Source organism: Kitasatospora sp. MBT66 (genome assembly GCF_000710405.2).
GTDB lineage: Bacteria > Actinomycetota > Actinomycetes > Streptomycetales > Streptomycetaceae > Kitasatospora > Kitasatospora purpeofusca.
In genome coordinates this window covers 857,975-874,583 of sequence record NZ_JAIY01000004.1, presented here as the reverse complement: position 1 = coordinate 874,583, position 16,609 = coordinate 857,975, and the positions used below count along the sequence as shown (strand labels likewise).

Below are 16,609 nucleotides of genomic sequence, written 5' to 3'. Positions count from 1 at the left end.
GTCTTTCGCCGGAAGCGACCGGACTGGTGTGCTGTCACCCGGAGGCGGGGCGGACCGCGGCGCACGGGGGACGGCAAGGTCCGCTCCCGCCCACCACCACGGCGGGAGGAGCAGCATGCGAAGGCGCGGGCCGCGGAACGCCGCCGTACCGGCCCGGTCGTCACCCCCGCCCGTACGGGTCCCGCAGGAAGCGCTCCAGCTCCAGCAGGTCCGTGCGGCGCAGATCGTCCGGGTGCACGACGAGCCGCAGCTCGGGCGCGACCGGGGTGCCGTCCGCACAGGCCCGGACGAAGGACTCCACGATCATCCTGGCGAGCCGGCCGCGGTCGAGGTCCACGATCCGCGCGAGGCCGGAGCCGAGCATCGGCACCGCGACCGGGCGGTACCGCCCGTGCAGGGCGACCGCCTCCCAGAGCCGCTCCAGGGCCGACGCGAGGTGCTCCGGACGCGACCGGGCCACCATGTCGTTGCCCAGCCGCGAGTACGCGGTCGCGAAGACCTGCCGACGGCCGTGCGGCACCGCCACCGTCGTCCCGATCGGATAGCGCAGCCGGCGCCCGCGGGGCTTGTCCCGGCTCCGCTCCCGCTCGACCACCGACACCGGCCGCAGCGCCCGTTCCAGCTCGGCGTCCAGTTGCTCGTTGCGGCCGTCGAACAGCCGTTCCACGAGCTGCCCCTGGATGCTCGAGCGGCTGATCACGACATCCTGGTCGATCTCGGTGTCGAAGGTGTCGGTGAAGCCCGCGACCAGGTTCGCGTCCTCCTGGTCGAAGAGGTCGCCGCAGACCACCACCACCTCGACCGCCCGGTCGGGCAGTGCGGCGCGCAGCAGTTCGTCGTCCCAGCGGCCGCGCAGCCTGGTGCGCAGCCGGCCGAGCTCGGAAGCCCAGGACGGGTCGTCCGGACGTTCCCGGACCGCCGCCTCGGCGACCGGGAGCGCGAGCTCCGGTCGACCGAGTCTGACCCGGCAGGAGATCAGCTCCCGGCGGGCGGTGTCCTGGAGGCCGGTCAGTCGGCGGATCAGCGGTTCGGCGAACTCCTCGCCGGCGGCCTCCGCCAGCGGTCTGCCCCGGACCAGGCCCAGTGCCTCCTCCAGGCGCCAGGCCGCCATCGCCGGTCCGACCCGGAAGGACTCGTTGACCAGTTCGGTGAAGCGGGTGCAGTCGAGCTCCGCCGACGCGAGGCTGAGCCGGTAGGCGGTCTCCGAACCGCGTGCGGTCGACAGCTGCTCGGTGTGCAGGAGCCGCGCGCCGGAGACCGGGTCGCCCCCGCCGAACGCGCGCCGCAGTTCGACCACCCTCTTGTGCACCTCGTTGCGCCCCCGGGCGCCCTGCCCCGGGAGGTCCGCCTGCCGGCCCCACACGTCCCGGCGCAGCCGGTGGACCGGCACCGCCTCGCCGTCCGCCGCCACCAGCCGGACCAGCAACCGCCTGGTCAGCGGGGTGAGCCGGACCGGCACCCCGTCGGACTCCACCCGCACCGGTCCCAGCACGCTCACCCGGACACCCGTCATCGGAACCCCCAGCTGCCTCGGCCCCGGCCGGAAGCCGCCTCCCCCGGAGCACCGAGCAGGATAGCAACTGCCTTGTTGAGCAGGCCGGTTGATGATCGGCGTGTCGTATGATCCGACGGCTTCCGGGTGCTGCGAGAGTGCCCCGGCGCACCACGGGCGCATTCCTGCGCCACACCGCGACCGCCTTCGGCGGGGTGGCGGTGGCGGGCCAGCTCGCCGGACCGCTCTTCCCCCACGGTCTGCCCGCGCCGGGCTGGGTGACCGCGGGTTCGGCCGGGGTCTGCGTGCTCTGGGGCGCGTACCGGGCGCGTCCGGTCCCGGTGGTGCGCCAGGAGTTCCGGCGTCCCGACACCACCGTGGTGGTGGAGGCCGGTGACCTCTTCGCCGCTCCGGGGCACCTCGTGGTCGGCTTCTGCGACACCTTCGACACCGCTCCGGCGGACGGGCGGCTGATCCACGAGGACAGTGTGCAGGCCCAGTTGCTTCGGCGGCGCTACGGCGGGGACCTCGACCGGCTGGACGCCGAACTCGCCGCCGCCCTGGCCCCGGTCGCCCCGCAGTCCCGCGAGCTCAGGACGGACAAGCCGCTCGGCAAGCTCGACCGCTACCCGCTCGGCACCGTGGCCGTCCTCGGCGCCCCGCCCCGGCTGGTCTTCGCCACCGCCTACAGCAGGCTCGGCCGCGACCTGGTGGCGTCCTCCGGCGTGGAGGACCTCTGGTTCGGCCTCAACCGGCTCTGGGACGCCGTCGACCGGCGGGCCCGGACCGACTCGGTGGCGATGCCGCTGGTGGGGTCCGGGCTGGCGAGGATGGACTACCTGGACCAGGACAGCCTGCTGCGGCTGATCCTGATGTCGTTCGTCGCACGGTCCCGGGAGGGCGCGGTCTGCCGGGAGCTGCGGATCGTCCTGCGCCCGGCGGACCTGGCGAACGTCTCCGTGCCGGAGGTCCGGGCGTTCCTGCGGAGCATGGCCGAGGGCCTGGCCGGGCGCTGACAGCACCGGTGCCGGTGCCGGTGGGGCACGGCACCGGCCCGTACCGCGGTGCTGCACCGCGGTACGGGCCGGTCCCTCCCCCGCCGGGTCAGCCCCGGCGGCGGTAGGCCCCGAGGTCCCGGAACGGCTCGGTGTCCAGCCAGTCGTTGCCCCGGTCGTCCACCGGGCAGCCGGCCACCTCCAACCGCTGCGCCACCTTCCGCAGTGCGAAGACGGGGTTCCCCTCCGCGGTGAACCGGATCACGTTGCGGCCCGCCAGGTCGGAGGCCGGCCGGACGTCCCCGAACTCGACGATCACGGTCCGCTCCGGATAGGCCATCAGCACCATGCCCAGCTCGATCAGCACGTTCTGGCGCGGCTGGCCGGAGGGGGTCCGCTCGTGCGGCGGCTCGGCGGGCCCCTTCAGGTCGTCGTGGAGCACGGCGACGTCGTCCGGGGTGAGCAGCACGAGCGCGGCCCCGGCCACCGAGGGCGCGTGGGCCACCACCTCGCCGATGAACGGGGAGGCCAGGCCGGTCGCCCCGACCAGGTGCTCCCACTCCAGGGGGTTCAGCCCCAGTCTGCGCAGCAGACCGAACATCTCGCGCCGGACCTGTTCGTCGCGGCCGTGGACCACGAACACGTTGCGGCTCGGTTCGGGCCCGACCGTCGCCCGCGCGCCCGTCGCCCCCTCGGTGGCCTGCCGGGCACCGCCCCGGTTGACGGTCTTGCCGGTGGAGAGGTCGATGTTCCCGTTGCCGAAGTGGTTGCCGTAGAGGGCCGCGTCGCGGCCTGTTCCCTGGTCCGTCATGGGGTCGGATGTCCTTGTCCTCGGTGTTCGTGCGGGGGCCGTCGTCGCGGCCGGCCAGGCGGCGGCGCGGGGATCAGTTGTGGTTGACCTGCTTGTTGCGCGAGAGGTCGATGTCACCGGTACCGAAGTGGTTGCCGGTCAGGACGTTGGTCTGGTTGCGCCGGTGGTCCGCCAGGTCCACCTGGTGCTCGCGCAGGAAGCGCTCGACGAGGTGCAGCAGCCGACGTTCCACGATCCGGGTGTACTTGTCGGCGTCCGACTCCTGGAAGTAGTGGTGGTACTCGTTGCTGCAGGCCAGTTCGCGGATGCTGGTGCGCGCGCCGCGGTTCACCGCGAGCGTCGCGTACCGGCCGAGGCGGAACTCGCTGCTGTCCGCGACCCCGACGAGCTCGACCTCGAAGCGCCGGCCCTCCCGGTAGTGCCGCCGCAGCCGGGCGAACGCCGCGACCAGCGGGCCCAGGGGCAGCAGGACCTGCCAGGACCGGCCCAGCACATGGCGCAGGGAGTCCCGGGCCGCCCGCAGCAGCAGCCGCCCGTCCAGCCGCTCCGGCAGCCGGTCGACCAGGTGGAACTCGGAGATCACCGGGGTCAGCACATGGCTGTGGAACTCGGTGTGCAGGGTGTTCCCGCGGATGTCGAACCCCACGAACAGCGAGGTGACCAACTCCTCGTCCCAGGAGCCGATCCGGGCGCACAGGTACTCGCGGGACGCGCCGTAGCCCTCCGCCCAGTGCTCGCCCCCGGCCGCGCCGATCGCGGGCAGCGCGGTCCAGCCCTCCCCCGCGGACCGGTCGTGCACGGTGACCGCCCGGGCGTAGCTGCGGCGTTCCACGGTGAGCGTCGCGATCCGCTCGGACTCCCTCGCCTCGTCCCGCAGTTCGGCGGCGATGTGGTGCTGGACGAAGGCGGCCAGATCCGCGACGTCGAACGGTACGACGGGCCGGCGCCTGGTGACGACCGGAACGAGGGGCTCCTTGGGTCCGACCGGGTCCGTCCGGCCGGCGAGCCTGGAGACCAGTTCCGCCAGGTCGTCCCCGTCCTCCGGGGCGCCGAGCAGCAACTGCGCGTTCGACCACCGGCGCAGCCGCGCACCCGCCCCGACGAACGGCCGGTAGCCACCGAAGTAGGCGAGGCCGTCCCGGGCCGACTGCTCGCGGTCGATCTTCCCGACGAGTTCGTCGTCGAGGAGGGCAACCGACGGACGGCCGCCCTCGAACCCGCCCGGCCCGCCACCCGGCCCGCGCTCCTTGAGCCGGGTGATCAGGGTGTGCAGCGTGGCCACCCGCCGCAGGTAGTCGGCCGACCACCACAGCCAGAGGACGAGCAGGAGGAAGGAGGCGAAGTCGATCACGCCGGTGCCGGCGAGGACGAACAGAAGGGCGGCCCCGGCCCCGGTGTACACCCAGGCGTTGCGCTGCAGCGCGCGGGCCGCCAGCGCGTGCGCGAGCACCGGAACGGCGTCGTAGCCGAACGAGGGGGCCACTGCCCTGGCCCGGTTGGTCAGCAGCTCCCTGATCACCGCGCGGCGGTAGTCCGGGGAGAGGTAGGTGCCCGCCGCGAGCAGCCGGGTGGCCCGGCTGCGGGCGTCCACCCCCGGAGGTCCGGCGGGCCCGTCCTGGCCCGGGGACGGGGGTGGCGGCGGTGCGGCGAGGGAGGCGCCGTGGATGGTCATCCGTCGTTCAGAGCTCCTGTCGTGGAGGGTCCGGTCCTGCCCCGGCCGTCGGGCGGCCGGGGCGTCTTCGCGCCCGTGCCGACCCACCGTCATCCCGTCCGGGTGACGGTCGCCCTGGTGATGGCACCGTCGGTGACGGTGTAGACGCCGCGGAAGTGCCGGACCGTGCCGTCCGTCTGCCGGGCCTCCAGCGTCGCGGTGACCGCGGCACCGTCGACCGAGAGCACGGTCACGATGGTGGAGATGGTCTCGTCGAAGCCGGCGACGAAGGTGTCGTAGTCGCCGGCGAGGTTGCGCCCGCCGAGCTGCCAGGCCGTGCGGAAGGCACCGGTGTTGACCGCCGTGAAGTAGGCGCTCAGCACCGCGTCGGGGCGGGTGGGCCCGGTGGTCGTGGGTGTGGCCGTGGGCGTAGCTGTCGCCGTCGTTGTCGCCGTCGCGGATCCGGACCGCGAAGGTGACGGTGACGGTTCCCCGTCGAACCAGGACGACGACGGCGAGACCGAGGACGAGACCGAGGGCGTCCGGGTGATCGTGGCCGTGGGCGTGGCCGAGGGCGTGCGGGTGCGGGTGGCTGTGGGAACCGTGCGCGAGGGCGTCGGCGGCTCGTCCCACCACCCGGACCCCCCGGCCGGAGCACCGGTGAGCCGGCTCCCGTCGATGCCGCCCCCGTCGTCCGTCCCGAACGAGATGCCGCCGCCCAGCCCGATCAGCAGGACGAGCACCGCCAGCGAACCTCCCGCGACGGCCAGCACCCCCGTGCGGATGTTCCCGGGCGGGGGCAGCAGCGACGGCGGCGGGTGAACGGGCCGGGCCGCCCCCGGGACCCGGATCCGTGCGTCCGCCGGGAGAGGCGGCTCCGGGATCTTGTCGTTCAACGCGGACCTCCTGTGCGGTCACCGACGGATCGGGGTACGGGACCCGGCACGTCCTGCCGTGCGCCCCGGCCGTCCTGCCCTCGACCCGGGCCCGCGGACCCACCGGTCACCGCCCCCGGGTCGATCCGACCAGGCACCCTGCTTCCGCGGCCACAACCGGAGCTCTTCCGATCCGCTTCCGATGCGCTGGTGGACCCGGTGACGGGTGCGGCGGCGGATGCGGCGCCGCACTCCCCCGACGACGCCCGCGCACGACGAAGGGGCCCGCGCCGGCGTGTGCCGACGAGGACCCCCAGGGTGTGGCGCGGTGCTACTCGGTGGAGTCCGGTGCGGGTGTCCAGTGGGTGGCGCGGACGCGGTGCAGCCAGGCTTCGGCGGGGCGCTCGTCGGGGTGGTCGGGGAGGACGCCGGGGAGGTCGAGGCGGTCGGTGGCGGCGGCGAGCAGGCGTTCGGCGTGGGCGGGGTCGTCGGCGATCCGCTCGCCGAGGGCGCGGACGCGCTCCGGATCGGGCAGCCGGACCAGGTTGTGGCCGGACTCGTGCAGGTGGACGGCCTGTTCGAGCAGCCGGACCAGGTGCCGGGCGTGCTTGGCGGCCCGGGCCCGGGTGACCGGGTCGGAGGTGTCGCGGGTCAGCAGCTTGCGGAACTGCTGGGTGGCGTAGCCGAGATAGGCGTTGCGGACGCCCCGGGCGCTCAGGAAGGAGCGGCGGATCGCTATCAGCTCCTCGCCGAGCGGGCCGCGCACCTCGTAGAGCTCGTCGGGCAGCCAGACCAGCTCGGTGGCGGTGGGATTGCAGCTGAGCGCGAGGCGGCACCACTTGGCGGCCTCGTGCAGGGTGCGGTCCGGCTTGGTGGAGACGTGCGACTCCGCGGGGCGGTGCAGGCCGTGGAAGCCCTCGGTCGGGGCGGCGAACAGACCGAGCCGGTCGATGTCGGAACCGGCGTGCGCCAGTCCGTAGGCGGTCGAGCCGACGATGCCGGACAGCAGCACGGTGCCGGGCAGCTGGACCGTGCCGGGCGGGGAGTCGGGCCGGGTGGTCATCGGGGCTCCTCTCGTCGGCCGGTCCGCAGGAGTCTGCCGGGTCGGGCCGCGCCGGGCCAGCGAATTCCGGGGCCGAGCGGGCCCACGGGCCGATACTGGGCCGCATGGCGAGGGCGAACGGCGGTCCGGCGGCGGGGCCGGGCATCGACACGGCGAAGCTGCGGGCCTGGTGGTCGCACCGGCAGTGGCTGGACGGCACGCACCCGGAGGCGTCGGCCGGGGAGGTGCTGGCGGCCACCGGGTGGGCCAGGTCGGTGGGCGGGGCGGCGCCCTACCTGGGCCTGTTCGCCCGGGCCGGGCTGGGCCGGGCGGCCGTGGACGCGGCGGTGGCCCGGCTGGAGGTGCACGAGCTGCCCGCCGCGCGCGGCTGCACCTACATCGTCCCGGCCGAGGACTTCGCGCTCGCCCTGGCGGCCGGGGCGGCGGTGCCCGAGGGCGAGGTGGCGGCGGCCGCGAAGCACCTGGGGGTGACCGCGGGCGAGGTCGAGCGGCTCTGCCTGGCGGTGGACCGCGCGCTCGCGGAGGCGCCGGGGCCGCTGGACCCGGCGGCGATCCGGGTGGCGGTCGGCGAGGCGGTCCGGTCGCTGGGCGAGCCGGGGCGCAAGCGCGGGCTGTCCACCACCCTGCCGCTGGCCCTCGGGCTGATGCAGTCGCGCGGGCAGCTGCGCCGGGTCCCGGCCAACGGCCGCCTGGACCAGCAACGGTACGGCTACGCGCGGTGGGACCAGCCGGTCGGCGGCGGTACGGCGGACCTGGCCCGGCGCTACCTGTCCTGGGCCGGCCCGGCCTCGCTGAAGCACTTCCGGTGGTTCTCCGGTTTCGGCGCCGCCACCGCCCGGCAGGCGTTCGCGGAGGCGGGCGCGGTGCCGGTGGCGCCCGGTGCGGAGCTGCTGATGCTGCCCGAACTCGTGGACGCCTTCGCCGCGTTCACGGTGCCGGCCGAGCCGCACTACACGCTGCTGGCCGGGATCGACGGCATCCACCTGCTGCACCGCGAGCTGACCCGGCTGGTCGACCCGGCCGACGCGGCCCGTCCGCTGCCGGCCGGCCGGGCCGGGCGCAGCTTCGGCACCGAGGCCGACCCGCAGACGCACATCGTGCTGGACCGGGGGCGGATCGTCGGCTTCTGGGAGTACGACACCGAGCGCGCCGAGATCGTCCACCTGTCCTTCGTGCCGTCGAACGCCGAGCTGCGGTCGGCGGTGGCCCGGACGGAGGAGTTCGTCCGGGCGGAGCTGGGGGACGCGCGCGGCTTCAGCCTCGACTCGCCGAGGAGCCGGGTGCCCAAGATCGAGGCATTGCGGGCGAGTTCGGGCGAACAGACGTCCCGGCCGGACCGCCGGGGGTCGGCATAGAGTACGAACCATGTCGACTTCGAACGAGTTCGCCCAGCCGCACGGGTCCGACCCGGCCGGTGTACTGCTGATCACCGGCGCCGGTCGCGGCATCGGCGCCGCGACCGCCCTGCTGGCCGGACGGCGGGGGTACCGGGTCTGCGTCAACTACCGCTCCGACGAGGCCGCCGCCGCCTCGGTGGTGGACGCCGTCCGGGCCGAGGGCGGGGTCGCACTCGCCGTCCGCGCCGATGTCACCCGCAGTGCCGAGGTGGCCCGGCTGTTCACCACCGTCGACGCCGAACTGGGGCCGCTGACCGGGCTGGTGAACAACGCCGGGACGCTGGAGCGGCAGGGCCGGCTGGAGGACATCGACGAGGAGCGGCTCAACCGGATCTGGGCCGCCAACATCACCGGACCGTTCCTGTGCGCCGCGCAGGCCGTCCGCCGGATGTCCACCCGGCACGGCGGGCGGGGCGGCGCGATCGTCAACGTCTCCTCCGCCGCCTCCCGGCTGGGCTCGCCCAACGAGTACGTGGACTACGCGGCGGCGAAGGGGGCCGTCGACTCGATGACCCGGGGGCTCGCCCTGGAGGTCGCCGACGAGGGCATCCGGGTCAACGCCGTCCGACCCGGCCTGATCCACACCGGCATCCACGCCCTGGGCGGGGAGCCCGGGCGGGTCGACCGGGTCGCGCCGAACCTGCCGATGAAGCGCGGCGGGCAGCCGGAGGAGGTCGCGGAGGCGATCCTCTTCCTGCTGTCGCCGGCCTCCTCGTACACCACGGGCGCCTTCCTGGACGTCGCCGGCGGGCGCTGACCCGGGCGGGCGCCGGTCCGGCGGTCGCCGGTCGGGCGGGTCGGTGGCGCCGGCGGTCGCGGGTCGGTGGCGTCGGCGGTCGCGGGTCGGGCGGAATGCGGGATTCCTTCCCCTGGCCCGGTCCGCGACCTTACGGTGGGGCCATGACCGACGACCTGCCGGACCGTGAAGCCGACCTGCCGTCCTCTTTCATCGACATCCCCGGAGTGCGCAACTTCCGCGACGCCGGCGGCGTCGGTGCGCTCCGCCGGGGCGTGCTGTTCCGCTCCGGCTCCTTCCACACCCTCGCCCCGGAGGGCGCCCAGCGGCTGAAGGCCCTGGGCCTGCGCACCGTGATCGACCTGCGCAGCCCGGTCGAGATCGAGGTCTGGCCGGACCTGCGGCACGGCCTGGACCACGAGGCGCTCAGCCTCCCCACCCTGCCCGCCGACCGGGAGGACACCGACCGGCCGTGGCCCGCGGGCCAGGAGGAGCTGTACCCGTTCATGGCCTCCACGGCCGGCCCGTCACTGGTCGCCGCGATCCGCCGGCTCGGCACCCCGGGCGCCCTGCCGGCGGTCGTCCACTGCGCCGTCGGCAAGGACCGCACCGGTCTCACCATCGCGGTCGTGCAGACCCTGCTGGGCGCCTCCGAGGACGACATCACCGCCGACTACCTGCTCTCCAACGCCGGCCTCGGCCTGCTGGACGGCCCGGCCCCGTACATCGACGAGACCGGTGCCGAGCGGATCTCCCGCCCGATCTCGGAGGAACTGCTCGCCTCCTCCTTCGCCTGGATCCGGGACCACCACGGCACCGTCCCCGCCTACCTGCGCGCCCACGGCAGCACCGACGAGGACCTCGCCGCCCTCCGGGCCAACCTCTCCGCGTAGGGCGAGCCCCTCGGCCCCCTCGGCCCCGGACGGCACGCGGGGACGCGGTCGGCCGGGGCCTACTGGCGTTCCAGGTGCCACCACTGGGTCGGGGAGTCGGTGTCCTCCCACTGGTGGACGGGGTCCGGCGGGGCGGCCGGGTCGGACGGGGGCGGCGGGGCGGTGAGGGCCTTGCCGCTGACGAAGCTGGTGAGGGTGCAGGTGCCCGGGGCGTCGAGATGGTGCTCGACCAGCCACTCCTGCGCGCCGAATGCGTTGGCGGACCACTGCTGCACGGGCACGCCGTTGTCGGTCGCGGCGCCGGTGACGTCCAGCCGCTTGCCGCCGGCGACGTTCTCGAGGTGGAACAGCGCACCGCCCGGATGGACGGCGGTCAGGCTCCAGAGCTGGGCGTCCGAGCCGTCCTCGGGGGCGAGCAGGACTTTGACGCCGCTGCGGCGGCTGCCGCCGGGGACCTCCAGCAGCAGGCCGGTCGCGACGTTCCGGATCCGGTAGCGGCCGTCGGTGATCTTGTGCTCGGTCACCCGTGGAGTGTCCCACCGGGCACCGACAGTCCCGCCCGCCGCGCCGAGGTCCGCTGCTCCCAGCCGAAGGCCGCGCCCAGGGCCAGCACCACCGCCGCCACCTCCGCCAGGGCCGAGACCGTGGTGCCGAGCAGGGTGCCGGCCGCGACCGCGGCGGCGGCGAGCAGCCGCGGCAGGTTGGGCCCGAGGGAGAAGGTGCGGCGGACGGCGGTGTTGACGGCCAGGAAGACCGCCACGCCCCCGGCCAGGGCGGCCGCCTGGGCGGCGGTGATCGGCGACCCCGGATGCGCGACCGCCGACTTCACCCCGGCGGCGAACAGCAGCACCCCGAGCAGCAGCCCGTAGTGGCCCAGGTTGTAGACGCTGACGGCGAGCCGGTTGCGCCGGTCGGAGGGCAGCGAGGCCATGTGGTGCTCGGCGCGGGCGTCGTCGTCGTGCCCGAAGTACGCCCACCAGAGCCCCACGCAGACGGCCAGGCTCAGCAGGGCGACACCGATCAGGGGGGCACTCGGCTCGGCGGTGCCCGCGCCGACGCCGATCGCGATCACCGACTCGCCGAACGCGATGATCACCACCAGCCCGTGCCGCTCGACGAAGTGGTCCGCGCGCAGCTGGAAGCTGGGCAGGTCGACCAGCCGGGGTATCGCGAACTGCAGGGCGAAGGCGGCCGCCCAGAAGGTCAGCTGGACCGAGCCCGTGAGGTAGCCGCCGGCCACCACCAGCCCGGTGTTGAGCAGATTGAGCCCGCCCATCCGGAGCACCGACCGCAGCGGCACCCCCGACATCGCGAACATGCCCGTGTGCACGGCCACCACCAGCAGGTACGCCCAGCCGAAGGCGACACCGCTGCCCTCGAAGGCGTGCGGCACGGAGAGCGAGATCACCAGGAAGCCGGCCATCGCGAGCATCAGCAGGAAGCGTCGGCCGTGGGTGCTCGGCGGCATGGCGTTGGTCAGCCAGATGAAGGCGTCGTACATCCACCAGATCACCGCCAGCATCACCAGCACCTGGGTGAGGCCGCCAGGGGTGAGGTGGTGGGCCAGGCTGCCGGTCAGCTGGGTGACGGTGAAGACGAACACGAGATCGAGGAAGAGCTCCAACGGCGCCGCCCGGAGCGAGGGCTCGGCGGTCGCGTCGAGGAGAACGGGCGCGGGAGTGGGGGCGGTGGCTCCGCCGGCGGCGGAGGTACTGGTCGCGATCACCCGCGCGAGTATGGGGGACGACGGCCCGTTCCCGCCGGGGTTTCCGCCGGCCGGGCGGCGATCCGACGCCCGGCCGACACCGGCCGGACGCCGCCCGGCCACCGGTGCGCGCGGGAGGCGGTGCGCGCGGGAGGCGGTGGTGGGCAGCGGCGGGTGTCGGTGGGCGCCGACCCGGGCGGGGCCGGGGGACGGCGGGCGCCTATGCTGCCGCGAATGGTGTTCGACCCTCATTCCGCGCAGGACGGCCGCCCCACCGGGCCGTCGGACCGTCAGCAGTCCGCCCTCCTCGGGGCGGTGGCCGCCCTGGAGGCCGCCGTGGCCGGACTGACCGAGAATCCGGACGGCGGTGGTGAGCGCTTCGACACGGCGCTGCGCCGGCTGGGCGGACTGCTCGGGCCCGCCGGGGAGGCGGAGTCGGCGGCCGTAGGCCCCCGGCTGGCCGCGCTGCTGCTGGACACCCCGCTGTTCCCCCGGGCGCACCTGGCGATGATGGTCGGCGCCTGTGTGGAGCGCGGGGCCGACCCGGTGGCCTGCGCCGACGGCGTCCTCGCCGGGTTGCGCGAGGCCCTGAGCGGCGCCCTGCTGCTGATCGAGCGGTGGGCGGAGACCGGGGCGGACGCGGACCGGAGCGCCGTGCGGGACGGCGGTGACGTGCGGGACGGCGGTGACGAGGACCAGGACCAGGACGCCCTGCCGGATCCGGACCGGGAGGACCCCGGCCGCGCCCGGGCGCGGATCACCGAACCGGGGCGGACGGACGGATGGCACGCCCACCGGGCCGTGGCCGGCTGGTGGACGCTCCAGCTGTGGCAGCAGGCCGCGTTCGCGCTCTGCACGCACGCCACCGTACGCCGGGCCGCCCGCGACTCCGGCGTGGGCGGCGTGCTCACCGAGCTGATCGACCGGTACCGCGAGCGGTCCGACCGGCACGACCTCAAGGGCCTGCGGTACCTGGCCGCCGCCCTCGACGACGAGCCGCTGCTCGTCCTGCACCGCGCGAGCGGCACCGGCTATCTGCTCCGGATGGACGGTCTGACCGACAACTTCCAGTTGCACACGCTGCTGATCGAGGTCCTGGTCGGCGGCGGCCACCTGCCGGGCACCCGGCCGGACCCCGAGGTGGTCGCGCTCAGCCGGACCCGGTGGCTGGACGGTCGCCGGTTCATCGCGACGGGCGCGTTCAACCTGGTGGCGCCGGACGGCGGATGGATCTGGAACGAGGGCATGCCGGAGGACATCCCGGTGGTGGACGGCGTGCGGACGCTCGTCCTGGACCCGCAGCCGTACGAACGGAGCTGGGCCGCCGGGCGGTTCGTCGAGCAGGTGCCCGGTGACCTGCGGCTGGAGCGGGTGCTGGAGCCGGCCGAGGCGGCGGCCCGGCTGGCGGCGGCCGCGCCCGCGCTCCCCTTCGAGCAGGCGGTGCGGTAGCAGGCGGTGCGGTAGCGGGCGGTGCGGCAGCCGCCGGTGGGCCACCGGGGCGCCGGGTTATGGTCGGAGCTCCGGGGAATCCGGGGCCGGGCGCCCCGCGGTCCCGAGGAATCCGCCGCGGGTCCGCACCGGATCCGCCTGGAGTCGAGGAGTGGAACCGACGATGGCGAGGATCCCGAACACGCTCACGGCCACCGCACCCGCCGCACTGACGGCGGCGGGTGGTCTGGTCGGCGGCTACGGCGTCGCCCGGTGGAGCGGCAAGCGGCAGCTCGGCGGTGCCGTGCTGGCCGTGGCCGGCGCGGGCGCCGCCGCACAGTGGCACCGCCGCTCGGGCGCGCCCGCCGCGGCCGCCCTGACCGGGCTCTATGTGGCGGCCTTCGGCGGCTCGCACCCGCTGGCGAAGCGGATCGGCGCCTGGCCCGCCGTCCTCGCCGTCACCGGGGTGGTCGCCGCCGCCTCGGCCGCCACCACGGTGCTCGTCACCCGGAAGAGCTGAGCGGCACCACCTCACCCCGCTCCCCTCACCCCTCACCGCACTGCCCTCACCCCTCTTCCCCGCCGCCGAACCGGGCCTCGAACGCGGCCCGGTTCGGCGAGACCGGCGTCCGGTCCCAGACCGCGAAGACCACCCGGTCGAAGGCCGCCCCGTACCGGGCCAGCGCCAGCTCGAAGGCCTCCGCGACCTCGGCCGGGTCGTTGCGGAACACCCCGCAGCCCCACGCCCCCAGCACCAGCGCGCGGATCCCGTGCCGCGCCGCCGCCGCGAGCACGCGCTCGGCCCGCTCCGCGAGCACACCCCGGACGTCCACCCGGCCGCCCTCGGCCCGCAGCGCGAGCTGGCCGGCGTTCGGCGCGGGCGAGGTCAGGAACGTCACCGGGTACGGCCGTGCCAGCAGCCCGCCGTCCTCGCCCCGGATCACCGGCACCCCGGGGGAGACGATCACCCGGTGGCTGTACCGGAGGTCGCCGGAGGCGCGGTGCGCCTCGTAGTAGTCCGGTGCCTCCACCAGGGAGGTGTAGAGGAGCGCGCTGCGGCAGAGGTCCTCCTCCTGGGCCCGGGCTCCGCGCAGATAGCCGCCGCCGGGGTTCCGCGCGGAGGCGAAGTTCAGCACCCCGACCGGCCCCGCCCCCGCCTCGAACAGCCGACGGGCCGCCTGGACGCTGCCCTCGGCCGTGACCTCGACCGTGCCGGACGCCGCTGTCGGCCCCGGGCCGCCCGCCGCGACCAGCGCGTCGAGACCGGCCGGGTCGTACGACACCGTCCCGGCCCTGGCCGCCGCCAGGCGCTCGGCCAGATCCACGGGCTCGCCCCCGGACGCGCGGTAGCTCCCCCGCTCGGCGATGCCCTCGTTCACCGCCGCCACATCACGCAGTCTGCTGCTCATGCGGCCGACCGTAGGCGACGGGGCACGCACCGCGCCACTGGTTATTCTCAGCAGTAGAACAACGGTCGCGGGGACTCCGGCGCACGGGAACGCCGAACGGCCACGGGCCCGCTCCGATGCTGCGGAGCGGGCCCGTGGCCGTGGTGCGATGCGCGAGTACTAGCCGGCGTCAGTTCTTCCAGCGCGGCTTGCGGTCGTCGCGGTTGAAGCCGGCGTTGTAGCCACCGGAGGAACGGCCACCGCGCTCGTCGCCGCGGTCGCGGTTGAAGCCGCCACCGGCCTGCGGGCGGCCACCGGAGCGGTGGTCGTCACGGCGGGCGAACGGACGGTTGTTGCTGCCGCCGCGCTCGTCGCGGTCACGGCCACCGAAGGCCGGACGGTCGCCGAAGGAACGGGCCGGACGGTCACCGAAGGAACGGCCGCCACGGTCGTCGCGGTCACGGTTGAAGCCGCCACCCTGGCCACGGTCACGGTCACCGAAGGAACGGCCGCCACGGTCGTCACGGTCACGGTTGAAGCCGCCACCCTGGCCACGGTCACGGTCGCCGAAGGAACGGGCCGGACGGTCGTCGCGGTTGAAGCCGCCGCCGCGGTTGAAGCCGCCACCCTGGCCGCGGTCACGGTCACCGAAGGAACGGCCGCCGCGGTCGTCGCGGTCACGGTTGAAGCCGCCACCCTGGCCGCGGTCACGGTCACCGAAGGAACGGCCACCGCGGTCGTCGCGGTCACGGTTGAAGCCACCGCGCTCGCCGCGGTCACGGTCACCGAAGGAACGGCCACCGCGGTCGTCACGGTCACGGCCGGAACCGCCGCGCTCGCCGCGGTCACGGTCGCGGTTGAACGCCGGACGCTCGGTGCGCGCCTCGCGGTACGACGGCGTGCGCTCCTCGGTCGGCTCGGCGGCGGCCGCCGGCTCGGTCACGGTCGCGGCGGCGGTCTCCTCGCCCTCGGCGGCCGGGGCCTCGTCCACGATGCCCAGCTCGGCCCGCTCGCGCGCGGCCCGCGAGGCCAGCCGGTCGGCCTCCTCGCGCAGCTCGGTGGCGCGGCGCTGCGCGCGCTCCAGCTGACGGGTCATGTCGGCGATCTCGCGCTCGGCGGCGCCGGCGATGTTCGCCGCGCTCTCGGCCTGGACCTCGACCAGCGAGCGGGCACCGGTGATCCGGGCCACCTCGGCGTCGAAGGCGTGGTCGAGGATGTGGCGGCCGGCGTCGACGCCCGCGTCCTCCATCAGGCGGAAGACGCTGCGGCGCTGGTGCGGCAGCACCAGGGTGACGACGGTGCCGGAACGGCCGGCCCGGGCGGTGCGGCCGGAGCGGTGCAGGTAGTCCTTGTGGTCGCCGGCCGGGTCGACGTTCAGCACCAGGTCGATGCCGTCGACGTGGATGCCGCGGGCGGCGACGTCGGTCGCGACGACGACGTTGACGTAGCCGTCCTTGAAGTCGCCGAGCACCCGGGTACGGGCGCCCTGGGTCATGCCGCCGTGCAGCGCGTCGGCCTTCACACCGGCCTCGAGCAGCTGCTCGGCGACGCGGTCGGCACCCATCTGGGTGCGGACGAAGATGATCGTGCGGCCCTTGCGGGCGGCGATCGCGTTGGTGATCGGCGCCTTGTCCTTGGGCTTCACCACGAGGATGTGGTGGGTCATGGTGGTCACGGCGCCGGCCGACGGGTCGACCTCGTGGGTGACCGGGTTGTTCAGGTAGCGCTTGACCAGGGTGTCGATCTCGTTCTCCAGGGTGGCGGAGAACAGCAGGCGCTGGCCGCCGGCCGGGACCTGGTCGAGGATCTCGGTGACCTCGGGCAGGAAGCCCATGTCGGCCATCTGGTCGGCCTCGTCGAGGACGGCGACCTGGACGTCGTCGAGCTTGGCGGAACCGCGGTTGATCAGGTCGCGCAGACGGCCGGGGGTGGCCACCAGGACGTCGACGCCGCGCTCCAGCGCGTAGATCTGGTTCGACATCGAGGTACCGCCGCAGACGACCTTGAGGCGCAGGCCGAGCACCGAGCCGAAGGGCTCCAGGGCGTCGGCGACCTGCATCGCCAGCTCGCGGGTCGGGACCAGGATCAGACCGCGCGGGGACTTGGCGCGGGTGCGCTCGCCGGCGGCGAGGCGGGTCAGCAGCGGCAGGCCGAAGCTGAGGGTCTTGCCGGAGC

At 74.9% G+C, this 16,609-nt stretch carries 15 protein-coding genes; 6 read left to right on the top strand and 9 right to left on the bottom strand.

Going from position 1 to position 16,609, the window contains the following annotated elements:
- Positions 1-160: 160 nt before the first annotated feature.
- Positions 161-1,498: a macro domain-containing protein gene (locus tag BI06_RS10600; RefSeq protein ID WP_030397780.1), complete on the bottom strand. Its 1,338-nt coding sequence runs from the start codon at positions 1,496-1,498 to the stop codon at positions 161-163.
- 152 nt (positions 1,499-1,650) lie between these two features.
- Here BI06_RS10600 and BI06_RS10595 point away from each other — a divergent pair, with 152 nt between their 5' ends.
- Positions 1,651-2,508, top strand: a complete 858-nt coding sequence (locus BI06_RS10595; protein WP_043467184.1) for a macro domain-containing protein — start codon at positions 1,651-1,653, stop codon at positions 2,506-2,508.
- 88 nt (positions 2,509-2,596) lie between these two features.
- Here BI06_RS10595 and BI06_RS10590 read toward each other — a convergent pair whose 3' ends face one another.
- The 4 genes from BI06_RS10590 to BI06_RS10570 form a co-directional block, all read right to left on the bottom strand.
- Positions 2,597-3,298, bottom strand: coding sequence for a TIR domain-containing protein (locus BI06_RS10590; protein WP_030397778.1), 702 nt, complete (start codon positions 3,296-3,298; stop codon positions 2,597-2,599).
- Between the two features lie 73 nt (positions 3,299-3,371).
- The gene (locus tag BI06_RS10585; RefSeq protein ID WP_051740635.1) at positions 3,372-4,970 is read right to left on the bottom strand and encodes a hypothetical protein; all 1,599 of its coding nucleotides are present in this window, start codon (positions 4,968-4,970) and stop codon (positions 3,372-3,374) included.
- 89 nt (positions 4,971-5,059) lie between these two features.
- Entirely contained in the window at positions 5,060-5,845 is a 786-nt protein-coding gene (locus BI06_RS49355) for a hypothetical protein (protein WP_149030324.1), read from the bottom strand.
- Between the two features lie 310 nt (positions 5,846-6,155).
- Positions 6,156-6,887 (bottom strand): DNA polymerase beta superfamily protein, encoded by a 732-nt coding sequence (locus tag BI06_RS10570; RefSeq protein WP_051740632.1) that lies wholly within the window; start codon positions 6,885-6,887, stop codon positions 6,156-6,158.
- A gap of 104 nt (positions 6,888-6,991) precedes the next feature.
- Here BI06_RS10570 and BI06_RS10565 point away from each other — a divergent pair, with 104 nt between their 5' ends.
- From BI06_RS10565 to BI06_RS10555, 3 genes are all read left to right on the top strand, one after another.
- A complete protein-coding gene (locus tag BI06_RS10565) occupies positions 6,992-8,242 on the top strand; it encodes a DNA glycosylase AlkZ-like family protein (RefSeq protein ID WP_063794949.1) in 1,251 nt (416 codons plus the stop codon).
- Positions 8,243-8,252: 10 nt separating this feature from the next.
- The gene (locus tag BI06_RS10560) at positions 8,253-9,041 is read left to right on the top strand and encodes an SDR family oxidoreductase (protein WP_051740630.1); all 789 of its coding nucleotides are present in this window, start codon (positions 8,253-8,255) and stop codon (positions 9,039-9,041) included.
- 143 nt (positions 9,042-9,184) lie between these two features.
- Complete coding sequence (locus BI06_RS10555; protein WP_051740628.1) at positions 9,185-9,913, top strand: tyrosine-protein phosphatase; 729 nt, start codon at positions 9,185-9,187, stop codon at positions 9,911-9,913.
- 59 nt (positions 9,914-9,972) lie between these two features.
- Here BI06_RS10555 and BI06_RS10550 read toward each other — a convergent pair whose 3' ends face one another.
- Both BI06_RS10550 and BI06_RS10545 read right to left on the bottom strand, forming a co-directional pair.
- On the bottom strand, positions 9,973-10,437 hold the full coding sequence (locus BI06_RS10550) for an RICIN domain-containing protein (protein ID WP_051740626.1): 465 nt from the start codon (positions 10,435-10,437) through the stop codon (positions 9,973-9,975).
- Complete coding sequence (locus BI06_RS10545; protein WP_051740625.1) at positions 10,434-11,639, bottom strand: low temperature requirement protein A; 1,206 nt, start codon at positions 11,637-11,639, stop codon at positions 10,434-10,436. Before BI06_RS10545 ends, BI06_RS10550 begins: the two co-directional genes overlap by 4 nt.
- Before the next feature lie 213 nt (positions 11,640-11,852).
- On the opposite strand from BI06_RS10545, the gene BI06_RS49350 reads away from it, so the two are divergent.
- Positions 11,853-13,067, top strand: a complete 1,215-nt coding sequence (locus tag BI06_RS49350) for a hypothetical protein (RefSeq protein WP_063794957.1) — start codon at positions 11,853-11,855, stop codon at positions 13,065-13,067.
- A 163-nt stretch (positions 13,068-13,230) separates the two neighbouring features.
- The gene (locus BI06_RS10535; protein ID WP_051740623.1) at positions 13,231-13,566 is read left to right on the top strand and encodes a hypothetical protein; all 336 of its coding nucleotides are present in this window, start codon (positions 13,231-13,233) and stop codon (positions 13,564-13,566) included.
- Between the two features lie 46 nt (positions 13,567-13,612).
- On the opposite strand, the gene BI06_RS10530 is transcribed toward BI06_RS10535, so the two are convergent.
- Positions 13,613-14,455, bottom strand: coding sequence for a TIGR02452 family protein (locus BI06_RS10530; RefSeq protein ID WP_043467176.1), 843 nt, complete (start codon positions 14,453-14,455; stop codon positions 13,613-13,615).
- Between the two features lie 169 nt (positions 14,456-14,624).
- Positions 14,625-16,609, bottom strand: a 1,985-nt coding sequence (locus tag BI06_RS10525; RefSeq protein WP_043467173.1) for a DEAD/DEAH box helicase, incomplete at its 5' end; no start/stop codon positions are given.